The organism is Phocaeicola dorei, from assembly GCF_013009555.1.
Lineage (GTDB): Bacteria > Bacteroidota > Bacteroidia > Bacteroidales > Bacteroidaceae > Phocaeicola > Phocaeicola dorei.
Window position 1 is genome coordinate 3,049,690 of sequence record NZ_CP046176.1, and the last position, 19,386, is coordinate 3,069,075.

General features: G+C 41.9%; 14 protein-coding genes and 1 pseudogene. 8 read left to right on the forward strand and 7 right to left on the reverse strand.

Features of this window, described 5'->3' with window-relative positions; all coding sequences use genetic code 11:
- Window positions 1-5 precede the first annotated feature (5 nt).
- Both miaA and gap read right to left on the reverse strand, forming a co-directional pair.
- Window positions 6-929 carry a tRNA (adenosine(37)-N6)-dimethylallyltransferase MiaA gene (gene miaA, locus GKD17_RS12815; protein ID WP_007833634.1) on the reverse strand — a complete coding sequence of 308 codons (924 nt, stop codon included), beginning with the start codon at window positions 927-929 and terminating at the stop codon, window positions 6-8.
- A gap of 120 nt (window positions 930-1,049) precedes the next feature.
- Entirely contained in the window at window positions 1,050-2,060 is a 1,011-nt protein-coding gene (gene gap / locus GKD17_RS12820) for a type I glyceraldehyde-3-phosphate dehydrogenase (RefSeq protein ID WP_005839282.1), read from the reverse strand.
- Between the two features lie 151 nt (window positions 2,061-2,211).
- On the opposite strand from gap, the gene mscL reads away from it, so the two are divergent.
- From mscL to guaA (GKD17_RS12835), 3 genes are all read left to right on the forward strand, one after another.
- The gene (gene mscL / locus GKD17_RS12825; RefSeq protein ID WP_007833631.1) at window positions 2,212-2,652 is read left to right on the forward strand and encodes a large-conductance mechanosensitive channel protein MscL; all 441 of its coding nucleotides are present in this window, start codon (window positions 2,212-2,214) and stop codon (window positions 2,650-2,652) included.
- Between the two features lie 236 nt (window positions 2,653-2,888).
- Window positions 2,889-4,442 carry a glutamine-hydrolyzing GMP synthase gene (gene guaA / locus GKD17_RS12830; RefSeq protein ID WP_007833629.1) on the forward strand — a complete coding sequence of 518 codons (1,554 nt, stop codon included), beginning with the start codon at window positions 2,889-2,891 and terminating at the stop codon, window positions 4,440-4,442.
- 38 nt (window positions 4,443-4,480) lie between these two features.
- Window positions 4,481-5,788: a glutamine-hydrolyzing GMP synthase gene (gene guaA, locus GKD17_RS12835; RefSeq protein ID WP_007833627.1), complete on the forward strand. Its 1,308-nt coding sequence runs from the start codon at window positions 4,481-4,483 to the stop codon at window positions 5,786-5,788.
- A 158-nt stretch (window positions 5,789-5,946) separates the two neighbouring features.
- Here the strand turns inward: guaA (GKD17_RS12835) and GKD17_RS12840 are convergent, their stop codons facing one another.
- Entirely contained in the window at window positions 5,947-7,107 is a 1,161-nt protein-coding gene (locus GKD17_RS12840) for a M24 family metallopeptidase (protein ID WP_007833625.1), read from the reverse strand.
- Between the two features lie 233 nt (window positions 7,108-7,340).
- Here GKD17_RS12840 and GKD17_RS12845 point away from each other — a divergent pair, with 233 nt between their 5' ends.
- The 4 genes from GKD17_RS12845 to GKD17_RS12860 all read left to right on the forward strand — a co-directional run bounded on the left by GKD17_RS12845 (window position 7,341) and on the right by GKD17_RS12860 (window position 13,517).
- Window positions 7,341-7,646 (forward strand): hypothetical protein, encoded by a 306-nt coding sequence (locus GKD17_RS12845; protein WP_227191462.1) that lies wholly within the window; start codon window positions 7,341-7,343, stop codon window positions 7,644-7,646.
- A gap of 122 nt (window positions 7,647-7,768) precedes the next feature.
- Entirely contained in the window at window positions 7,769-8,920 is a 1,152-nt protein-coding gene (locus GKD17_RS12850; protein WP_007833621.1) for an efflux RND transporter periplasmic adaptor subunit, read from the forward strand.
- Window positions 8,921-8,932: 12 nt separating this feature from the next.
- On the forward strand, window positions 8,933-12,082 hold the full coding sequence (locus GKD17_RS12855) for an efflux RND transporter permease subunit (RefSeq protein WP_007833619.1): 3,150 nt from the start codon (window positions 8,933-8,935) through the stop codon (window positions 12,080-12,082).
- A complete protein-coding gene (locus GKD17_RS12860) occupies window positions 12,060-13,517 on the forward strand; it encodes an efflux transporter outer membrane subunit (protein WP_007833617.1) in 1,458 nt (485 codons plus the stop codon). The genes GKD17_RS12855 and GKD17_RS12860 overlap by 23 nt, the downstream gene beginning before the upstream one ends.
- 87 nt (window positions 13,518-13,604) lie before the next feature.
- Here the strand turns inward: GKD17_RS12860 and GKD17_RS12865 are convergent, their stop codons facing one another.
- Window positions 13,605-13,856, reverse strand: coding sequence for a GlsB/YeaQ/YmgE family stress response membrane protein (locus GKD17_RS12865; RefSeq protein WP_007833616.1), 252 nt, complete (start codon window positions 13,854-13,856; stop codon window positions 13,605-13,607).
- A 393-nt stretch (window positions 13,857-14,249) separates the two neighbouring features.
- Between GKD17_RS12865 and GKD17_RS23295 the strand changes: the two are divergent.
- Window positions 14,250-14,558, forward strand: a pseudogene (locus GKD17_RS23295) (LytTR family transcriptional regulator DNA-binding domain-containing protein); the annotation flags it as partial.
- A gap of 448 nt (window positions 14,559-15,006) precedes the next feature.
- On the opposite strand, the gene GKD17_RS12875 reads toward GKD17_RS23295, so the two are convergent.
- From GKD17_RS12875 to GKD17_RS12885, 3 genes are read right to left on the reverse strand one after another with little or no spacing between them, the layout of a single operon-like run.
- Window positions 15,007-16,242 (reverse strand): glycoside hydrolase family protein, encoded by a 1,236-nt coding sequence (locus tag GKD17_RS12875; protein WP_007833610.1) that lies wholly within the window; start codon window positions 16,240-16,242, stop codon window positions 15,007-15,009.
- Window positions 16,235-17,854 (reverse strand): beta-N-acetylhexosaminidase, encoded by a 1,620-nt coding sequence (locus GKD17_RS12880; RefSeq protein WP_007833608.1) that lies wholly within the window; start codon window positions 17,852-17,854, stop codon window positions 16,235-16,237. Before GKD17_RS12880 ends, GKD17_RS12875 begins: the two co-directional genes overlap by 8 nt.
- 3 nt (window positions 17,855-17,857) lie before the next feature.
- Window positions 17,858-19,384 (reverse strand): arylsulfatase, encoded by a 1,527-nt coding sequence (locus tag GKD17_RS12885; protein ID WP_007833606.1) that lies wholly within the window; start codon window positions 19,382-19,384, stop codon window positions 17,858-17,860.
- Window positions 19,385-19,386 lie beyond the last annotated feature (2 nt).

The following is a 19,386-nucleotide window of genomic DNA, read 5'->3' on the forward strand; positions in this document are numbered from 1 at the left end:
AATATTTAGTTTTTAGTGTGTAACAAATTAATGATTTTTTCCACCTTATCTTCCATAGGCAGGCAAGCATCCAGCCAATGTATAGTGACCCCTCGCCGTTCCATGCCCCGGAACCAGGTCATCTGCCGCTTGGCAAATTGATGGATAGCTATTTCCAATTGATGAAACATTTCATTGAAAGAAAGTTCACCCAAAACATATAAAGTCAAATACTTATATTCCAATCCGTAATAAATCAAATCCTCGGAAGAAATACCACTATCCAACAAAGCCCTTACTTCGTTTACCATCCCTTCATCCAAACGCTGCTTCAAACGGCGGGATATTTTTTCACGACGTAACTCACGGGCTATATCCACTCCAATGATCAAACTATGAATTTGCGGAAACTCACGGCATTCCGCTGATTGGTGCTTGTAATACTCTTCTATTTCAATGGCCCGGATAGCTCGTTTTACAGTATCTACGTCCGTAGAGTTATGAAGTTTCTTGTAAGTTGACAACAACCGGGTGAGTTCCGCTAATGATTTACCCGCTAATGAGTCCCTAAGTTTAGGATTCTCTGGAACAGGAAGCAGCCTATATCCTTTCAGCACGGATTCAAGATACATCCCCGTACCTCCGCATAATATAGGAATTTTTTCCTTCCATCTCACTTGGTCATAGGCATTCAAAAAATCACGTTGAAATTCAAATACATTATATTTGTATCCGGGGTCTACAATGTCTATCAGATGGTAAGGAATTTGCTGTCCATTCACGATATAGTCTTCCAAATCTTTTCCCGTACCTAAATCCATCCGGCGATATACCTGCCGGCTATCTCCACTGATAATTTCGGTATCCAACTTGTAAGCTAAAGCCGCTGCCAAAGGAGTCTTTCCTGAAGCGGTAGGTCCTAATATCGTTATCAAATCGTACTTTTCCATCCTAAGTTTTTGTAACAGTCGCACAAAGATAACGAAAATGTGCAACTTACCACGCAAAACTACATAAAAAAAGCCGCCTGAATTACTTCAGACGGCTTTCACTATATGGTTTTTAACTGATTAGCAGTTTACAGAAGCCATGTGAGCAATCAAATCCAATACTTTGTTAGAGTAACCGATTTCGTTGTCATACCAAGAAACCACCTTAACAAAAGTATCAGTCAAAGCGATACCAGCTTTAGCGTCGAAAATAGAAGTACGAGTGTCACCCAAGAAGTCAGAAGAAACAACTGCATCTTCAGTGTAACCCAAAACACCAGCCAATTCACCTTCAGAAGCTTCTTTCATAGCTGCACAGATTTCAGCGTATGTAGCCGGTTTAGCCAAGTTAACTGTCAAGTCAACTACAGAAACATCCAAAGTCGGAACACGCATTGACATACCAGTCAATTTACCGTTCAATTCAGGAATAACTTTACCTACAGCTTTAGCAGCACCAGTAGATGAAGGGATAATGTTGCCAGAAGCAGCACGACCACCTCTCCAGTCTTTCATAGAAGGACCGTCAACTGTTTTCTGAGTAGCTGTTGTAGAGTGAACTGTAGTCATCAAACCGTCAGTGATACCCCATTTGTCATTCAATACCTTAGCGATAGGAGCCAAACAGTTAGTAGTACAAGAAGCATTAGAAACGAACTGAGTACCTTTAACATAAGTCTTTTCGTTTACACCGCAAACGAACATCGGAGTATCATCTTTAGAAGGAGCTGACATAACTACATATTTAGCACCAGCTTCGATATGAGCCTGAGCTTTTTCTTTAGTCAAGAACAAACCAGTAGATTCAACTACGTATTCAGCACCGATTGCATCCCACTTCAAGTCAGCCGGATTTCTTTCAGCTGTTACGCGGATTGCATTGCCGTTCACGATCAATTTGCTATTTTCTACGTCAGCTTCGATAGTACCGTCAAATTGTCCGTGCATAGTGTCATACTTCAACATATATGCTAAGTAATCAACCGGGCAAAGGTCATTGATACCTACGATCTGAATATCGTTTCTTTTCTGAGCTGCACGGAATACAAAACGGCCGATACGACCAAATCCGTTAATACCTACTTTAATCATTTTGTTTAAATTTTAAAGGTTTTATAATATAGCTTTTAAACACTCTACGTTGGAATGTTGTTAAACGTTTAGTATTTATTTCCTAAACGCGGTGCAAAAATAAGAATTTGTTTTTATATTCGCACATAAATTCATATTAAAATAAAAAAAAATGGGAAAAAGTAGCTTCTTGCAAGATTTTAAGGCGTTCGCAATGCGCGGAAACGTCATTGACATGGCAGTCGGTGTCATCATCGGTGGAGCCTTCGGTAAAATAGTATCTTCCATTGTGGCCGATGTCATCATGCCTCCCATCGGATTGCTGGTAGGTGGCGTGAACTTTACAGATTTGAAACTACAATTAAAGCCGGCCGAAGTAGTGGATGGAGTTGAAAAAGCTGCCGTAACGTTGAATTATGGCAACTTCCTACAAGCCACTTTCGACTTTATCATCATTGCTTTTTCTATATTCTTATTTATAAGATTACTTGCCAAACTGAATCGCAAGAAAGAAGAAGTCCCTGCTCCCGCTGCCCCGCCTGCCCCCAGCAAGGAGGAGGTATTACTTACAGAAATCCGTGATTTGTTGAAAGAACAAACTGACAAAAAATAAAATATTATTCACAAAAAAAACGGACTGCCCCTCAAGCGCTTGTCGGACAGCCCGTGATCTACATACTAGCCGACATTTCCTAAACTTTCCAATTTTTTTTTGCATATTTTCCCACAAGGAAGCAGGAAGAACAAAGTTTTTCCAATTCAATTATAAAAAGCCTCAACAGCATGACGGATTTTTATTTTTTCTGAGTATCTTTGCGGCACGAAATCATTTACATATCTTAATAATATATGCAAGAAAAGATCATTATTCTCGACTTCGGTTCACAAACCACACAGCTCATAGCCCGTCGCGTTCGCGAACTGAATACTTATTGCGAGATTGTGCCTTACAACAAATTTCCACACAATGATCCGTCCGTAATCGGCGTTATCCTTTCGGGAAGCCCCTTCTCTGTTTATGATGAAAGCGCCTTTAAAGTCGATTTGAGTGACATTCGCGGAAAGTATCCTATTTTGGGTATCTGCTATGGTGCACAGTTCATGTCTTATACGAACGGTGGAAAAGTAGAACCGGCCGGCACACGTGAATACGGACGTGCGCACCTTTCCACTTTCGACCAAGAAAACCCACTATTGAGGAACGTTCGTGAGCACTCACAAGTATGGATGAGCCACGGAGATACCATCACCGCCATTCCGGAGAATTTCAAAATTATCGCTTCAACAGATAAAGTAGCCATCGCTGCTTATCAAATAAAGGAAGAGAAAGTATGGGGAGTACAGTTCCACCCGGAAGTGTTCCACAGCGAAGACGGAACCCAGCTCCTGAAAAATTTTGTAGTCAACATTTGCGGAGGGAAACAGGACTGGAGTGCTGCCTCCTTCATTGAAACGACTGTAGCCGAACTGAAAGCGCAACTGGGAAATGACAAAGTAGTATTGGGGCTGAGTGGCGGAGTAGACTCATCCGTAGCAGCCGTATTACTAAATAAAGCGATAGGCAAGAATCTTACCTGCATTTTTGTAGATCACGGCATGCTGCGTAAGAACGAATTCAAAAATGTACTTCATGATTATGAATGTCTCGGACTGAATGTAATCGGAGTAGATGCCAGCCAAAAATTCTTCAGCGAACTGGCAGGTGTGGAAGAACCTGAAAAAAAGCGTAAGATTATCGGCAAAGGTTTTATTGACGTATTCGATGAAGAAGCTCATAAGATTAAAGATGTGAAATGGCTGGCACAAGGCACCATTTATCCTGACTGTATCGAGTCATTAAGCATCACCGGCACTGTAATCAAAAGTCATCACAACGTAGGTGGACTACCTGAAAAAATGAATTTGAAACTATGCGAGCCTCTGCGTCTGCTATTCAAGGATGAAGTACGCCACGTAGGTCGTGAACTAGGTATGCCGGAACATCTGATTACACGCCATCCATTCCCCGGACCAGGACTTGCGGTACGTATTTTAGGTGATATCACTCCCGAGAAAGTACGTATTCTGCAAGACGCCGATGATATCTATATCCAAGGATTGAGAGACTGGAAAGTGAAAGATTCGGATGGAAACGAAACATCCCTTTACCATCAAGTATGGCAGGCAGGCGTAATCTTGCTACCCGTACAAAGTGTGGGAGTAATGGGGGACGAACGTACATACGAACGTGCCGTTGCCCTGCGTGCCGTAACTAGTACGGATGCCATGACCGCCGACTGGGCTCATCTTCCTTATGAATTTATGGCTAAGGTTTCAAACGACATCATCAATAAGGTAAAAGGCGTAAACCGCGTATGCTATGACATCTCGTCCAAACCGCCTGCCACAATTGAGTGGGAATAATAGACAACCAACTAATAACTTAAAAACAACATAACGGAATGAAACAAGATATGATTGTTATCTTGGATTTGGGAAGTACCGAAAACACCGTGCTTGCCAGAGCCATTCGTGCTTTGGGTGTATATAGTGAAATTTACCCGCACGATATCACAGCCGCCGAGCTGAAAGCATTGCCCAATGTAAAGGGTGTTATTATCAATGGTGGCCCAAACCATGTGATTGACGGAGTGGATATTGACGTGCTTCCCGAAATTTACAAAGCAGGAGTTCCCGTAATGGCTGCCGGTCATGACAAAGCATGCTGCGAAGTGAAGCTCCCCCAACTGACGGATGATGTGGAAGCAATAAAGAATGCAGTGCAATCGTTTGTTTTTGATACTTGCAAGGCAGAGGCCAACTGGAATATGACAAACTTTGTCAATGACCAAATTGAATTGATCCGCCGCCAAGTAGGCGATAAGAAAGTTTTATTGGCGCTTTCCGGAGGTGTGGACAGTTCTGTAGTAGCAGCCCTGTTGCTAAAAGCCATCGGCAATAATTTGGTATGTGTACATGTGAACCATGGATTAATGCGCAAAGGTGAATCGGAAGCAGTGATTGAAGTTTTTAAAAATCAGTTGAACGCTAATTTAATTTACGTGGATGCTACAGACCGATTCCTGAGTAAACTAGAAAATGTAGCTGATCCGGAGCAGAAACGCAAGATTATCGGTGGTGAATTTATTCGTGTGTTCGAAGAAGAAGCCCGTAAGCTAAATGGAATCGACTTTTTGGGACAAGGTACAATTTATCCTGATATCGTAGAAAGTGGTACTAAAACAGCCAAAATGGTAAAATCCCATCACAATGTAGGTGGCTTACCCGAGGATTTACAGTTTGAATTAGTAGAACCTTTACGCCAGTTGTTCAAAGACGAAGTCCGTGCCTGCGGAGTGGAACTTGGTTTACCATACGATATGGTCTACCGTCAGCCGTTCCCCGGTCCTGGTTTGGGAGTGCGCTGTTTAGGGGCTATCACTCGTGACCGCCTGGAAACTGTTCGCGAATCGGACGCCATCTTGCGTGAAGAATTCCAACTGGCAGGCTTGGACAAGAAAGTATGGCAATATTTCACCGTAGTACCCAATTTCAAATCAGTAGGCGTGCGTGACAATGCCCGTTCATTTGACTGGCCTGTTATTATCCGAGCTGTCAACACCGTAGATGCTATGACAGCTACTATCGAACCGATAGACTGGTCCATTCTGATGAAAATTACCGACCGTATTCTAAAAGAAGTAAAGAATGTGAACCGCGTATGCTATGACCTGTCGCCCAAACCAAATGCTACCATTGAGTGGGAATAAGAAATGTATTTCAAACCATGTAAGATCCCGAAACTTTTAGTTTCGGGATCCTTTTTATATTCAGGCTCTTCACTTTGCCCAAAATGACACTAGGGCAAGAACCATAAAGCTTTTCGCTTCTTTTAATTTCTTCCGGTTCAATATTTGCATCCAAAGAATCAAAGCTCTATAATCTCCTCATTACAAATGGTCAGTTTGCCGACCCCGTTTTCTGTAACTACCCAAGAATTTTCAATGCCGACCGGTCCTACTCCCGGCAATACGATTTTAGGTTCAAGGGCAAACACCATTCCTTCCTCCAACTCCCTCCGAATACGCGGAGCCAACACTGGTGCCTCATTGATCTCCAACCCGATGCCGTGCCCTATAAAACGTGCCTGCTGGGACACCCCCATAAAACGATCGGCAAATCCAGCTTTCGTCACGATCTCAATGGCCGCATTATAAAGATCCTCGCATACCACACCAGGCGCTGTCATAGAAGCAACCTTATCCTGTACTTCAAGACAAACTTGATGAGCTGCATAAGCCTCATCATTTAATTTTCCAATGGAGAACACACGACTCATATCACACATATATCCGTAAAAGTTTCCCCCTATATCCACCATTACACTATACCCCTCTTTCAACAAAGTTCCATTCATTCCTCCGGGCAAAGACGGGTCCAATCCCTTACCACCTAAGGCAAAATCATAAGGCGAAGGAGTAGCTGCATTATCTCCGGCCAACACACTTCCCATAAATATCTCCATACTCTGACCAAATACTCTGAATATTCCCAGACAACCTTCCAGTCGCATCAGGCGTTCCACCTCAACAGATAGTTCACGATCAGTCATCCCCGGATGGTATACATCGGGAATCTTACTATATGCTCGAGCATGTAAAGCAGCCGACCGACGAAAAAGTTCAATCTCCAACGGAGTTTTTACGCTACGCGCTTCACGAATAATAGCAGTTCCATCCACTACCTCCGATCCAGGAAAAAGAGATGCAAGACGCATATAGTCCGCATAAGGCAGTTCCCCACCTTCCAACATTATCTTTGAAGCTACAGGTATACCATTTTCTTTTAACAAGTCCACCATCTGCTCGGGTTTACGGATAGGGAATACAAATTCTCCCACAATATTATTAGGACGTTTCACAAAGAGAAGCGCCGGTGAATGAAGCGGTAAAAAAAGATAGCCGTTCACTATCTCACCATACGTATAAAGCAAATTTACATTACAAGCTATCAGGGCTGCATCAATACCTTGTTGGGCCATCAAATAGCGTATTTTATCTCGACGAAATTTCAATTCGGGTTGTAACATAAATAATATTATCTGATTATTTAAAATACTGAGTACAAAAATAACAGATTTCAGTCAGTATAAAGGATAGTAGTTCCAAAAAAGAGAAAGGATATATTAAAACTCACTAATTTTGGATGATTGGTTTGAAAACAGTGTTCAATTATATTAAATTTGCAAACGAATTAATAAACAAAATATTTTTCATGTTCAACGGTATCAAGAAATATGTGGTAAGAATAGTATGTGTAATTATGTTATTACTCGTACAATTTGATGTATGCGCTCCACTAATTGATGCCAATCTGGCTATGGTAGAAACGATGGAACAGCCCACCCTGCCTTCTGACAACAATGAAGAAAGCGGAGGAGAAGAGACTTATTATTTCATGTCGGGACGTGCACAACTACCGAACAGTCGTTTTTTACCCTGTACTATTGACATGATTATCAATCTTTTTGCTATTCCCCAAGTTCCGGTACAGAGTTATACACCTGTTAGTGAAAATCTGGGAAAAGTGGTACATCATCACATTATCTTTTGTGTATACCGCATTTAATATGTCACATTAAAGTATCTTCATACATATTGGTCTTGTATTCTGAGAAATCTGAATGCAAGCCGAATCTTTTATTTACTCAAACTCAATTATTAATCTTTTTAAATTGTATTCGTAATTTCATGAAGAGTAATTTTCAGAAAATTGCGGTCCTGTGTACATGTACAGGATTGCTATGCTCTTGTGGTCAATCGGACAACAAGCAGGAACATCACAAAGAATTCATTCCCATCACCATTCTTCACCCCACAACCATTGAGTTTCCACGCTCGTATGTAGCTGATGTGCAAGCTATACAGTTTGTAGAAATTAAGCCCAAAGTGGAAGGTTTTGTTCAAAAAATATATGTAGACGAAGGACAAAAAGTCAAAAAAGGACAGCCCCTATTCCAACTTAGTTCCGACCAATATAGCGAAACGGTAAAAGAGGCGCAAGCCAATTACAAACAAGCACAGGCACAATATGAAATGGCAAATTATGAAGCCGAGAGAATAGGCCGGCTGGTTGACAAACAAATCTTATCAAAAATCCGACTCGACCAAGCCAATAAAGAAAAAGAAGTGGCCCAAATGAAAGTGGAACAGGCAAAAGCACAAATGCAACGTTCACAGATGGATTATTCTTACACCACTATCACTGCCCCTTTTGACGGCTACATAGACCGTATTCCCTATAAGACGGGAAGTCTGGTAAATCCGCAAAGCTTACTGACTACCGTAAGTGATATTTCCGAGATCTTTGCTTACTATAAAGTGAATGAAAGCGAGTATCTGGAATACAAGCGCCAACAACTTAGCGGACAAAAACAACACGAAGAAAATAATGTGGAACTGATTTTGCCAGACGGTTCCATCTACTCCCACAAAGGCACGTTGGAAACAGTAGAAGGTGATTTTGAACGAGGAACCGGCTCCATCGCCTTCCGTGTTCGTTTTCCGAACCCGGACGGACTGCTGAAACATGGAGTGACCGGAAAAGTGCGTATGATGACTCAAATGGACAACATCTGTCTAGTTCCCCAGAAATCAACATTCGAAATTCAAGATTTCACCTATGTGTATACCGTTGATAGTACCAGTGTAGTAAAAGTACGCAGTTTTCAACCGCTGGAACGCTATAATAATTACTACGTGACACAAGATTTCACTCCTAATACTGCCATCGTATACGAGGGAGTGCAAATGATGAAAGACGGCATTACCATCAAGACCGATACCATTGATATGGAAGCAATCAGAAAAGAAGTTGAATTAAAACAACCTATCGTAAAATAAAACGGACAGTTTATGTTTAAGCTATTTATAAAAAGACCGATACTTTCAGGAGTAATCTCCGTCATTATCGTCTGCTTGGGCGTGCTGTCTATCTTGACACTGCCCATCACTCAATTTCCCGATATCGTACCCCCATCTGTAACGGTAACCGCCCGATACACTGGGGCTAGTGCCGATGTGATGTCTAAAACAGTCGCCACCCCGTTAGAGCGTGCCATCAACGGAGTACCCGGCATGACCTACATGACCACTGTTTGTACCAACGACGGTATGTCCCTCACTACTATCTATTTTAAAGTGGGAACCGATCCAGACGTAGCTGCCGTAAATGTACAGAACCGTGTGACTACCGTGCTAGACGAATTGCCTGAAGAGGTAATCCGTGCCGGAGTTATTACAGAAAAAGAAGTAAACAGTATGTTGATGTACTTGAACATCATGAGTACGGACAGTGCACATACCGAAAAGTTTGTTTATAACTTTGCCGATATCAATATTTTGCGCGAATTAAAACGTATTGACGGTGTAGGCTTGGTAGAAATCATGGGTAGCCGTGATTATGCCATGCGTGTATGGTTGAATCCTAACCGGCTGGCCGCCTACAACATGGTACCTCAAGATGTAACTGAAGCCATCCGTAATCAAAATATAGAAGCAGCACCCGGCAAGACAGGTATCAGTTCAGACAAATTACCCCAACAACTGCAATATGTACTACAATATACCGGAAAGTTCAGCACAGCAGAAGAATATGGAGAGATCGTATTGAAAGCTCTTCCCGATGGTTCACTGCTACGTCTGAAAGACGTTGCCACTATCGAATTCGATTCTGAAGATTATAACATGACTTCTATGACCGACGGAAGACCATCGGCATCTATTATGATCAAACAACGCCCCGGTTCCAATGCAAGGGAAGTCATCCAAAATATTAAAACAAAAATGGCAGAAATCAAGGAAAGCAGTTTTGCGCCTGGCATGGATTACAATATCTCCTATGACGTATCACGCTTTCTTGACGCCTCCATACAATCAGTGCTGAAGACACTGCTCGAAGCATTCATACTGGTATTTATTGTGGTATATATATTTTTACAAGACTTCCGTTCCACCTTAATTCCTGCTATCGCCGTACCAGTTTCATTGGTCGGTACATTTTTCTTTATGGAGATGCTGGGCTTTTCCATAAATATGTTGACCTTATTCGCCCTTGTGCTTGCAATAGGTATTGTAGTAGACAACGCAATAGTCGTCGTGGAGGCTGTCCATGTAAAGATGCATCATGAGAAACTCTCTCCTTATAAAGCATCTGTAGCAGCTATTAATGAAATCGGTGGAGCCATTATCGCCATCACGCTAGTCATGTCGGCAGTCTTTGTTCCGGTGGGCTTCATGCAGGGAACAGTAGGTATTTTCTATCGGCAATTCTCATTGACACTGGCGGTAGCCATTGTTATCTCAGGAGTAAACGCATTGACTCTCTCGCCTGCCCTATGTGCTTTGTTACTGAAACCCGCTGATGGAAAAAAGAAGAAAAAAGCAGGATGGCTACGTCGTTTCTTTATTTTCTTCAACCGTCGGTACGACCGCTTTGAAAAGAAATACAATATCGGATTACACAAGTATTTGAGCCGGAAAATAATCACTTATGCCACACTGATTATTTTCTTCCTTGCCACTTTCGGCATGAGTCAAGTACTTCCTTCAGGCTTTATTCCCAATGAAGACCAAGGTATGATTTATGTTAATGTAGATGCGCCTCCGGGAGCAACATTGGAACGTAGCGAAAAAGCCTTGAACGCTGTACAAGCTGCACTGCTTCCTTTCAAAGAAATTGAAAGCATCTCCACATTAGCAGGTTATAGTTTGATGACTGAAACGGAAGGCGCCAATTTCGGTATGGGTATGATTAATCTCACCCCGTGGAGTGAACGCGATCAAACAGCAGCCGAACTTATAGAGATATACAAAGACCGTACCTCACATATCAAAGATGCGGATATTCAGTTCTTCCTGCCTCCTACAGTTCCGGGATTCGGTAATGCCAGCGGCTTCGAACTTCGTTTACAAGATAAAACAGCAGGCAGCTTTGCAGAATTCGCCGATGTTGCCAATACATTAGTAGAAAAGCTGAATGAAGATCCGCGCATTGTGGGAGCAACCTCAGGATTCAATCCTAATTTTCCACAATATCTGCTGAAAGTGGATATTGCTAAAGCAGCTAAATTAGGAGTAAATTTAAATGAATCCATGGAAACACTCCAATCCTATATCGGCAGTTTCTACTCATCCAACTTTATTCGTTTCGGACAAATGTATAAGGTGATGTTACAGGCTTCTCCAGAGTATCGTATGAATCCTGAAGATCTGTATAAGTTCTATGCCAAGAACAAGGACGGAAATATGGTACCCTACTCTAACTTTATGACGATGGACCGTATATTCGGTCCTAACCAGATTACACGCTACAATATGTTTACCTCGGCCCTGATTACAGGTGAACCTGCCGAAGGAGTCAGTTCAGGAGAGGTTATCGAAGCTGTGGAACAAATTGCCAAAGGAACATTACCTCGCGGTTATGATATAGAATGGTCAGGGGTTACTCGTGAAGAAAAAGACTCGGGTGGACAAACTGTTTTTATTTTCGGTATCTGCCTGCTATTTGTTTATTTGTTGCTGGCAGCACAATACGAGAGTTTATTACTGCCTTTCCCCGTCATACTTTCATTGCCGGCAGGTATCTTCGGTTCTTATTTTTTCCTGCAACTGGCAGGCTTGGAGAATAATATTTATGCCCAAGTAGCTTTAGTGATGCTGATTGGTCTGCTAGGTAAAAATGCCATTCTTATTGTGGAAATGGCCAATCAGTACCGCAAGCAGGGAATGAGCATTTTTGATGCTGCCGTTAGAGGTTCCGTAAGCCGTCTGCGTCCCATCCTGATGACCTCCTTTGCATTTATATGCGGACTCATTCCGTTGGTAATGGCAAGCGGAGCCGGTGCTTTGGGCAACCGTTCCATCGGAACAGCCGCCGCCGGAGGTATGTTTATCGGTACATTTGTAGGAATCTTCCTTGTACCTGGACTTTACCTTATTTTCGAGAGTTGGTCTGCACATCTTAACCGTAATAAAGTCAGCTATGATGAAGAAGATGAAAAATAACAATATAAACAAAACAGGTTTAATAATGGGGGCTTTCTGTCTGATTATGGTAAGTTGCAAAGCCCCTTCCCTTACTCCGACAGAAAAGATAGAGTTACCCGAGTTCTATATGGATAGGGAAACGGACAGCACCACTATCTCTTCCTTGTCATGGAAAACATTTTTTCCAGATACGTTATTGCAAAGTTATATAGCCGAAGCGTTAAATAATAATCACACATTCCTTCAAACTATAGAACGGATATCCGTTGCCCGTTCACAAGTTCGAGTAGGAAAAGGAGCGCTGCTGCCCGATCTTTCATTAGGCATTGATGGTGGAGTACAACGTTTTGGCGAGTACACTATGGACGGAGTTGGTAACAGCACCACCAACACTCCCGATTTAGAAAAAGACAAACATATTCCAGATCCCTATCGGAATTTCAATCTAGGACTTAATTTTCAATGGGAAGCTGACATATGGGGTAAGCTAACCGATAAAAAACGATCGGCCGTATCCCGCTGGATGCAGTCTGTAGAAGCTATGCGTCTGGCACGTACTTTATTGATATCAGAAGTAGGTACACACTACTTTGAATTAATAGGACTGGACAAACAGCGGTATGTGCTACGCGAAGCCATCCTAACAGCCAGAGATGCTTATAATTTAACCAATGAACTGATGAAAGAAGGTGAAGTAACCCGACTTTCTGTAGACCAATTCCGGTCACGACGCCTTAAATTGGAAGAAATGCTGCTTGCAAACGAACAGCAAATAAGTGAAAAGGAACGTGCCATCGCCACCTTATTAGGACGACTGCCTTTCAAAGTGAAACGAGTGTCATTTGAAACAGCATGTAGTTATGAGTTTCCCACAGATGCAGGGATCCCGTCACAACTTTTGCAATATCGCCCGGATATAAAGGCTGCCGAACTGGAATTATTAGCTAGTAAATCCGACGTATCTGCAGCGCGAAAAGCTTTCTTCCCATCCATCGTGATTGGAGGAAACGGAGGTTTTAACGCATTTGATCTGGATAAATGGTTTACAGCTCCTGCATCCCTGGTTTACAATCTCGGCGCAGGTATCACAGCACCTATATTCAAACAAAATACTATACGTGCATTATGGAATGATGCGAAAAGCCAGCAACGCATCGCTTTGTTAGGATATCACGAAACGGTATTAAAAGCCTATGAAGAAGTATTAAACCTCATTACTGCATCATCCCAAATGCACCAGCGCAAAGAGTTGAAAGAAGAAGAAAGCCGTATCCATCATCGATCTATTTATAATGCAAATGAAATGTTTAAAGTAGGATTCGCAGGCTATCTGGATGTACTGTCGGCCGATGAACGTTTCCTGGATTGTGAATTGGAACGTATCGCTCTGAATGTGGAATCTTGTAAACTGCATATCATGCTTTACCGCGCTTTAGGAGGTGGAAGCAATTAGTTAATATACTTATATTTTTTGATTTGTTTGGTTTAGGAACCGTCCCCGACAAGCGTGTCGTCAGGACGGTTCCTTTTTACTACCAATTCAGGAAATATCAGACCTCTTGAGCAAAGAAACAATCCACAACAAAAATATAGCTCCCACAATAGAGGTTACAAGACTGCCCATAATACCTGTTGCTGCAATACCAAACAAACTGAATACCCAGCCGCCCAGAACACCGCCAACAATACCAACCAATAAATTAATAAAGAGACCGAACCCCCCTCCCCTCATCAACTTACCGGCAACAAAACCAGCAATAATTCCGATAATAATGTACCAAATAAAATACATACGCTTTGTTTTTTAGAGTTTATAATTAATCATCTTACTGATAAAAACAGCTATTCTGTATAAAAAGTTGCCTGAATAAATCTTTTTTTACTTCATTGATAAAATTATTCAGGATGCATTTTCCCTTTTTTCGATCTTCTTTTTCCGGCTTCAGCATTTTCTTTCCCAGCTGCTCTCCCTTCCATCTTTACTTTTGTCGCAAACTTAAAAGACAAAACATGAAGATTAACGTACATTCCATGCCATTATTAAGCCTTGCCGCACTACTTTCTTCCTGTGCTGCCGAAAGCAATGATAAGTCACCAAAGCAAACAATTTGTTTACCATAAAAGTACCTTTAGCATATGAATAAACTAAACGCAATCATTATAGAAGATGATTTTTTATGGAGCTGGCCTTTTCTGGTCTCTTCAAGTAACGGACATTGCCTATTTCTATTCTGAAAACAAAATAACCTTTGCCGTCACCCAAAAAGGACAAGAACACATAATCAACCTGTCTCTGAATAAACAAATGGAGCAGTTAGCCTCCGAACAGTTCTTTCGCGCCAACCGTTAGATTATTATCAGCATTGCTTCCATAGACCGTGCCGAACCTTATTTTAATGGCAAGATAGTAATCAGTGTCCTTCCTCCTTACAAAGTCCAAATCACCATCAGTGAAGAAAAACTTTCTTCATTCAAACTTTGGCTTAATTATTAAGAAATGAAAAAGGAAGATTAAACCAAAACCACTTACTAATCGGTAAACATGATAGCCTCAATGCATATACCTTGTTTATTGATAACACACTCTATAGTCGCCGCCGGAAGCCGGAACTCCAAAATATGCGCATCGGACAAATAGGGACATATATATCTTTGTGAATCAGGATGAAATGTTCTGATACACAGTTCCGAAAATCCAATAAAGCCCCTTACTTTAAAATAGTTAAAGCAAGATTGCGAAAATGGCAAAAAAGGAGGTCTATTTTCTTTCATTAGTCTTTGCAATAGATTTATGTTACTCATGTCAAAAACATGAACTTATCATAAACAAGCGTGTGTCCGAAAGGTTTATCAAAAGTTCCATTTCTTCCGTTACAATATAAAAAAGCAGTCCGGCACAGATATTCATCCATATGCCGGACTGCTTTTATACCATATCCTTCTTACTTATTTCGAAGAATTGGAATCTGGATATTAAACGAGCTCCCATCCTGTTTCATATTCAATGGAGTAATGGAACAAGCTGAATAAAGCACAATCGGTTCATCATTTTCATCCAATAACAGCTGAGGACGTTCCAACCGATCTACCTCTAGCCGCTCTCCATTCTTTAGAATTATTTCTTTATTCATAAACAAAGAATGTTCAGGAAGTTTCCAATGTATACCATCTTCAGCATACATGATGGCCAATCCCGGCTCACCTTTTGTAAATCCTCCCGTGAAATCTTTAAAAACAGCATAGAAACAATTGTCTTTCCGGTGATACCATACAAACGGGTCTTCCGCATTCAATTTCTGGTTATCCCCTGTTTCAAACTCAAATACATAGTCATCCTGCACAATAAAAGGGCCTTCGGGGGCATCGGCTATGGCCACTCCATGCACACCACGCCAAGTAGGATCATAGACATTCCCTTTAAAGTAAAGATAATATTTCTTTTTCAAAGGATGATATACCACTGCCGGATTGACTAAAATGAGATTATCAGGCTTGGTTACGGTTCCTTCAGGTGAGGGTTCCAGTACATTATCAGGCTTCACCCGTGTACGTGGAGCAAGTAAAGGTTGCTCATTACATGAAAATTTACCTTCCAGTAATTCTTTTATGGAATTAAAGCACAATACCCCCAACTTTTGATTTTGCTGGAGTCTGTCTCTTCTGCTTAGTTTTCCCTTTACATGAGCATTTCCACCCGGATCCACCGTAGCACAATAATACAAATAGTATTTTCCGTTATATCTTTTGATATGCGGATTGTGAACCGATTGTGCATCCCATGAACAGCTGTCCGGACGATATCCATCTTTGTTATAGACAATACCTATATCCTTATATCCCCCATAAGGAGAGTATGATACAGCTACTCCAATCATCGAACCTAGCAACCAAGCATCTATAAATCTAGGGTACTTCGGTCCTGATTTCATAGCGGAATAAAATAAATAATACTTTCCATCTTCCTCTGCCTGAATAGCCGAACCACACCAAATAAAACGATTTTTCAATGAGAAAGCGGAGAAACCGGAAGGGAACTCCGAATTGCCCCGTTGAATAAGTTCTAAATTGACCGGACCGGCCTGCCAGGTATGTTGCGCCCACCCTTGCAACAAAGCAAGGAAGGAGAGACAAACAAATAGTATTTTTCTTTTCATATTCATCACAAACAGATCATTCATTACTGATTTTCTTACAATAATTTACTCCTAACACATCATAATGCCGTCGGATGCTCTCCAAACGGGTACAGAATCTTCCATAATCCTTATTTTCCTTTTTGCTCCACGCCACCTCGGACAAAGCTGCCACACGCGGATAAAGCATATACTCCATCTCATCGAGCGCAGACATATACTCCGTCCACAAATTGGCCTGTACTCCTTTAATATGTTTGGCCTCATCCGCACTCAGGACTTCGGGAACCGGATGATAATTATAAACTTTTTCCAAAGTAATCACCCGATTGGGATTTCCAATTTTCTTTTCATTGACTTTAGACTGAAGACAATTGAAATACATATAAATATTAGGAGACATAATGACATCATATCCGGCTTTCGCGGCATGAATTCCCCCTTTCTCTCCCCGCCATGACATCACGGTAGCACGTTGCAGAATACCTCCTTCCAAGATTTCATCCCAACCGATAATTTTCTTTCCTTTGGTATTCAGATAGTTCTCAATTCGATTGATGAAATAAGTCTGTAATTCAGCCTCTTTTGTCAAATGTTCCTGCTTCATCCGTTCCTGACAGTGTACACAATTTTTCCAACGGATACGAGGGGCCTCATCCCCACCTAAATGGATATAGCTGGAGGGGAAAAGTTCCACCACCTCATCCAGAATATCCTGCATAAAGGTAAAAGTAGATTCCTTAGTACAATAAATGTCATTGAAAACACCCCAACGGCCTTCCACCTCAAAAGGTCCTCCGGTACAGGAATATTCAGGATAAGCAGTCAGTGCCGCCACGCTATGTCCCGGCATTTCTATCTCAGGAATAATTTCCACAAAACGCTTCTTGGCATACGCCACCACTTCTTTGATATCTTCCTGTGTATAAAATCCACCATAGCGTTTGGTATTCCATTCAGTAGGATTGTCCCACATATATCCCACAATCGTTTTCTTACGGTAACCTCCGACGGTAGTCAGTTTGGGATATTTCTTGATTTCGATACGCCATCCCTGGTCATCAGTCAGATGCCAATGAAGGATGTTCAATTTATGAAAAGCAAGCAAGTCGATGTGACGCTTTACATTTTCCTTAGGAATGAAGTGGCGGGAAACATCAAGCATCACTCCGCGATAAGAGAATGCAGGCGAATCTTCTATCACCACACAAGGGATGTTCCATTTTATTTTTTCCGCCACCTGCTTGTCACTTTCAATGGCAGAAGGTAATAATTGGCGCAAAGTTTGAAAAGCATAGAAAATGCCTTTAGGGGTTTTGGCATCTATATGGATAGAAGATGAAGAGACTGTCAGCTTGTATGATTCCTCATTGGGAAGAGCTGTGTTAAGCCGGCAACGAATCACATTGGAAGAACGGGGAGTGGAAGAGACCTCCAATGAGAACCCGGCAGCCGTATCAAACAAATCATTCCAGAAAGATACGGCATTGCGCATCTCCTCGTTATCTACTGACAACGTAATTACAGTTTTGTCATTTACCGTAAAATTGCCTCTTTTTTCGATGCACTTTTGCGGCATCGGGATAATGGAAACCGATGCCTGCAAAGTGCCGAATAACAACACTAAAAATGAAAAGGTTAGAATTAATTTCTTCATGGTTTATTTTTTATTTGTTGGATAATTCGGACTATATAAAAGATTTTTATTGCGGATGACCAACTTGCCGTCTTTCACCCACTCTTCCCCTCTTTCCTGCAAATGTCCGGCCATCGCTTTCCGCATCTTTTCCAATGTCTTTCCGGAAGCCTTGGCTTTTGACAAATCATGCAATTCGTATGGGTCTTTTGACAAATCGAACAATTGTTCCTCACCTGTACGGAAAAACCAGATATACTTTATTTTCCCATCCGTCAAAGCACACCAATAATTATCCGCCCAATAAGCGGTGGAATGTTCTATATCAATATATTCACGCCAGGGAGCTTTCCCTTTTTCCAATAAAGGAAGTAAAGACAGACCGTCTATTTCTTCCGGAATCCGGCAGCCGTTCAATGCCAGAAAAGTAGGAAGCAAGTCGCGTAACTCCACCGGAGCCTCTATTTTTTCACCGGGTTTCAGGCTACTTTTCATGTTTTCGGGTAACTTTATAATAAAAGGAATAGCTGCCGAACCTTCATAAGCATACGTTTTACGCCACAAATGATGATCTCCCAACATATCGCCATGATCGGCAACAAAGCATATCAGCGCATTGTCATACATTCCTTTCTTTTTTAGTTCATCCACAATGCGCCCTACCTGCTCATCAATAAAAGTAACCGAAGCGTAATAATACTTACGGGAATTCCGGGCATATTCCACTCCATAGTTTCCTACAGCCGCTTCAGGATTTTTTTCGGGATGAGTATCTATTGCCAGATCTTTACACCAGTCACCTACAACGGGAGCGGGTATTTTTCTGCCCTCATACTTATCCACTATTCGCCGGGGAGGATCATACGGACTATGCGGACGGGCAAAAGACACTTTCAAAAACAAAGGCCGTTCAGAAGAATAACCTTTTATCGCCTCCACCGCCCTGTCTCCTGTCCATACGGTAGGATGCAAGCGCTCGGGCAAAGCATACGCTTTCGCTCCGTGGGCATTCCACTCCACCCCTGTACTGTCGGGATTCAGGCCGAAAGCCTGCGTATTGAACCATTTACGATAATCACTCATAAAATAAGGAGACTCCACACGTCCGCTTTCATCCAGAATAGTCACTTCGAATCCATGCAACACATTCTGCGGATGCCAATGCATCTTTCCTATTCCCAATGTGTGATAGCCCAAGTCTTTCAACATCTGCGGCATTTCATATGGATAATGCTCTGCCACCTGTCCATATCCTAACAAGCCATGATGCCAGGGAGACATACCCGTCAGCATACCCGCACGTGCCGGAGTACTGCTTGGAGCAGCCGTATAGGCATTACAAAACAAATGCCCATCGGCTGCCAAGCGATCCACATTTGGAGAAATCACAGCTTCATTTCCCGCACATCCCAATGCATCCCAACGTTGTTGGTCAGTCATTATCAAGATGATATGCGGTTGCTTTTTTTCCGGTTGTGCAGCCTGTCCGGACATAGCGGACAAACCAAGGCTACCGGCCATACACCATCCTACATAGTTATACTTTTTCATTA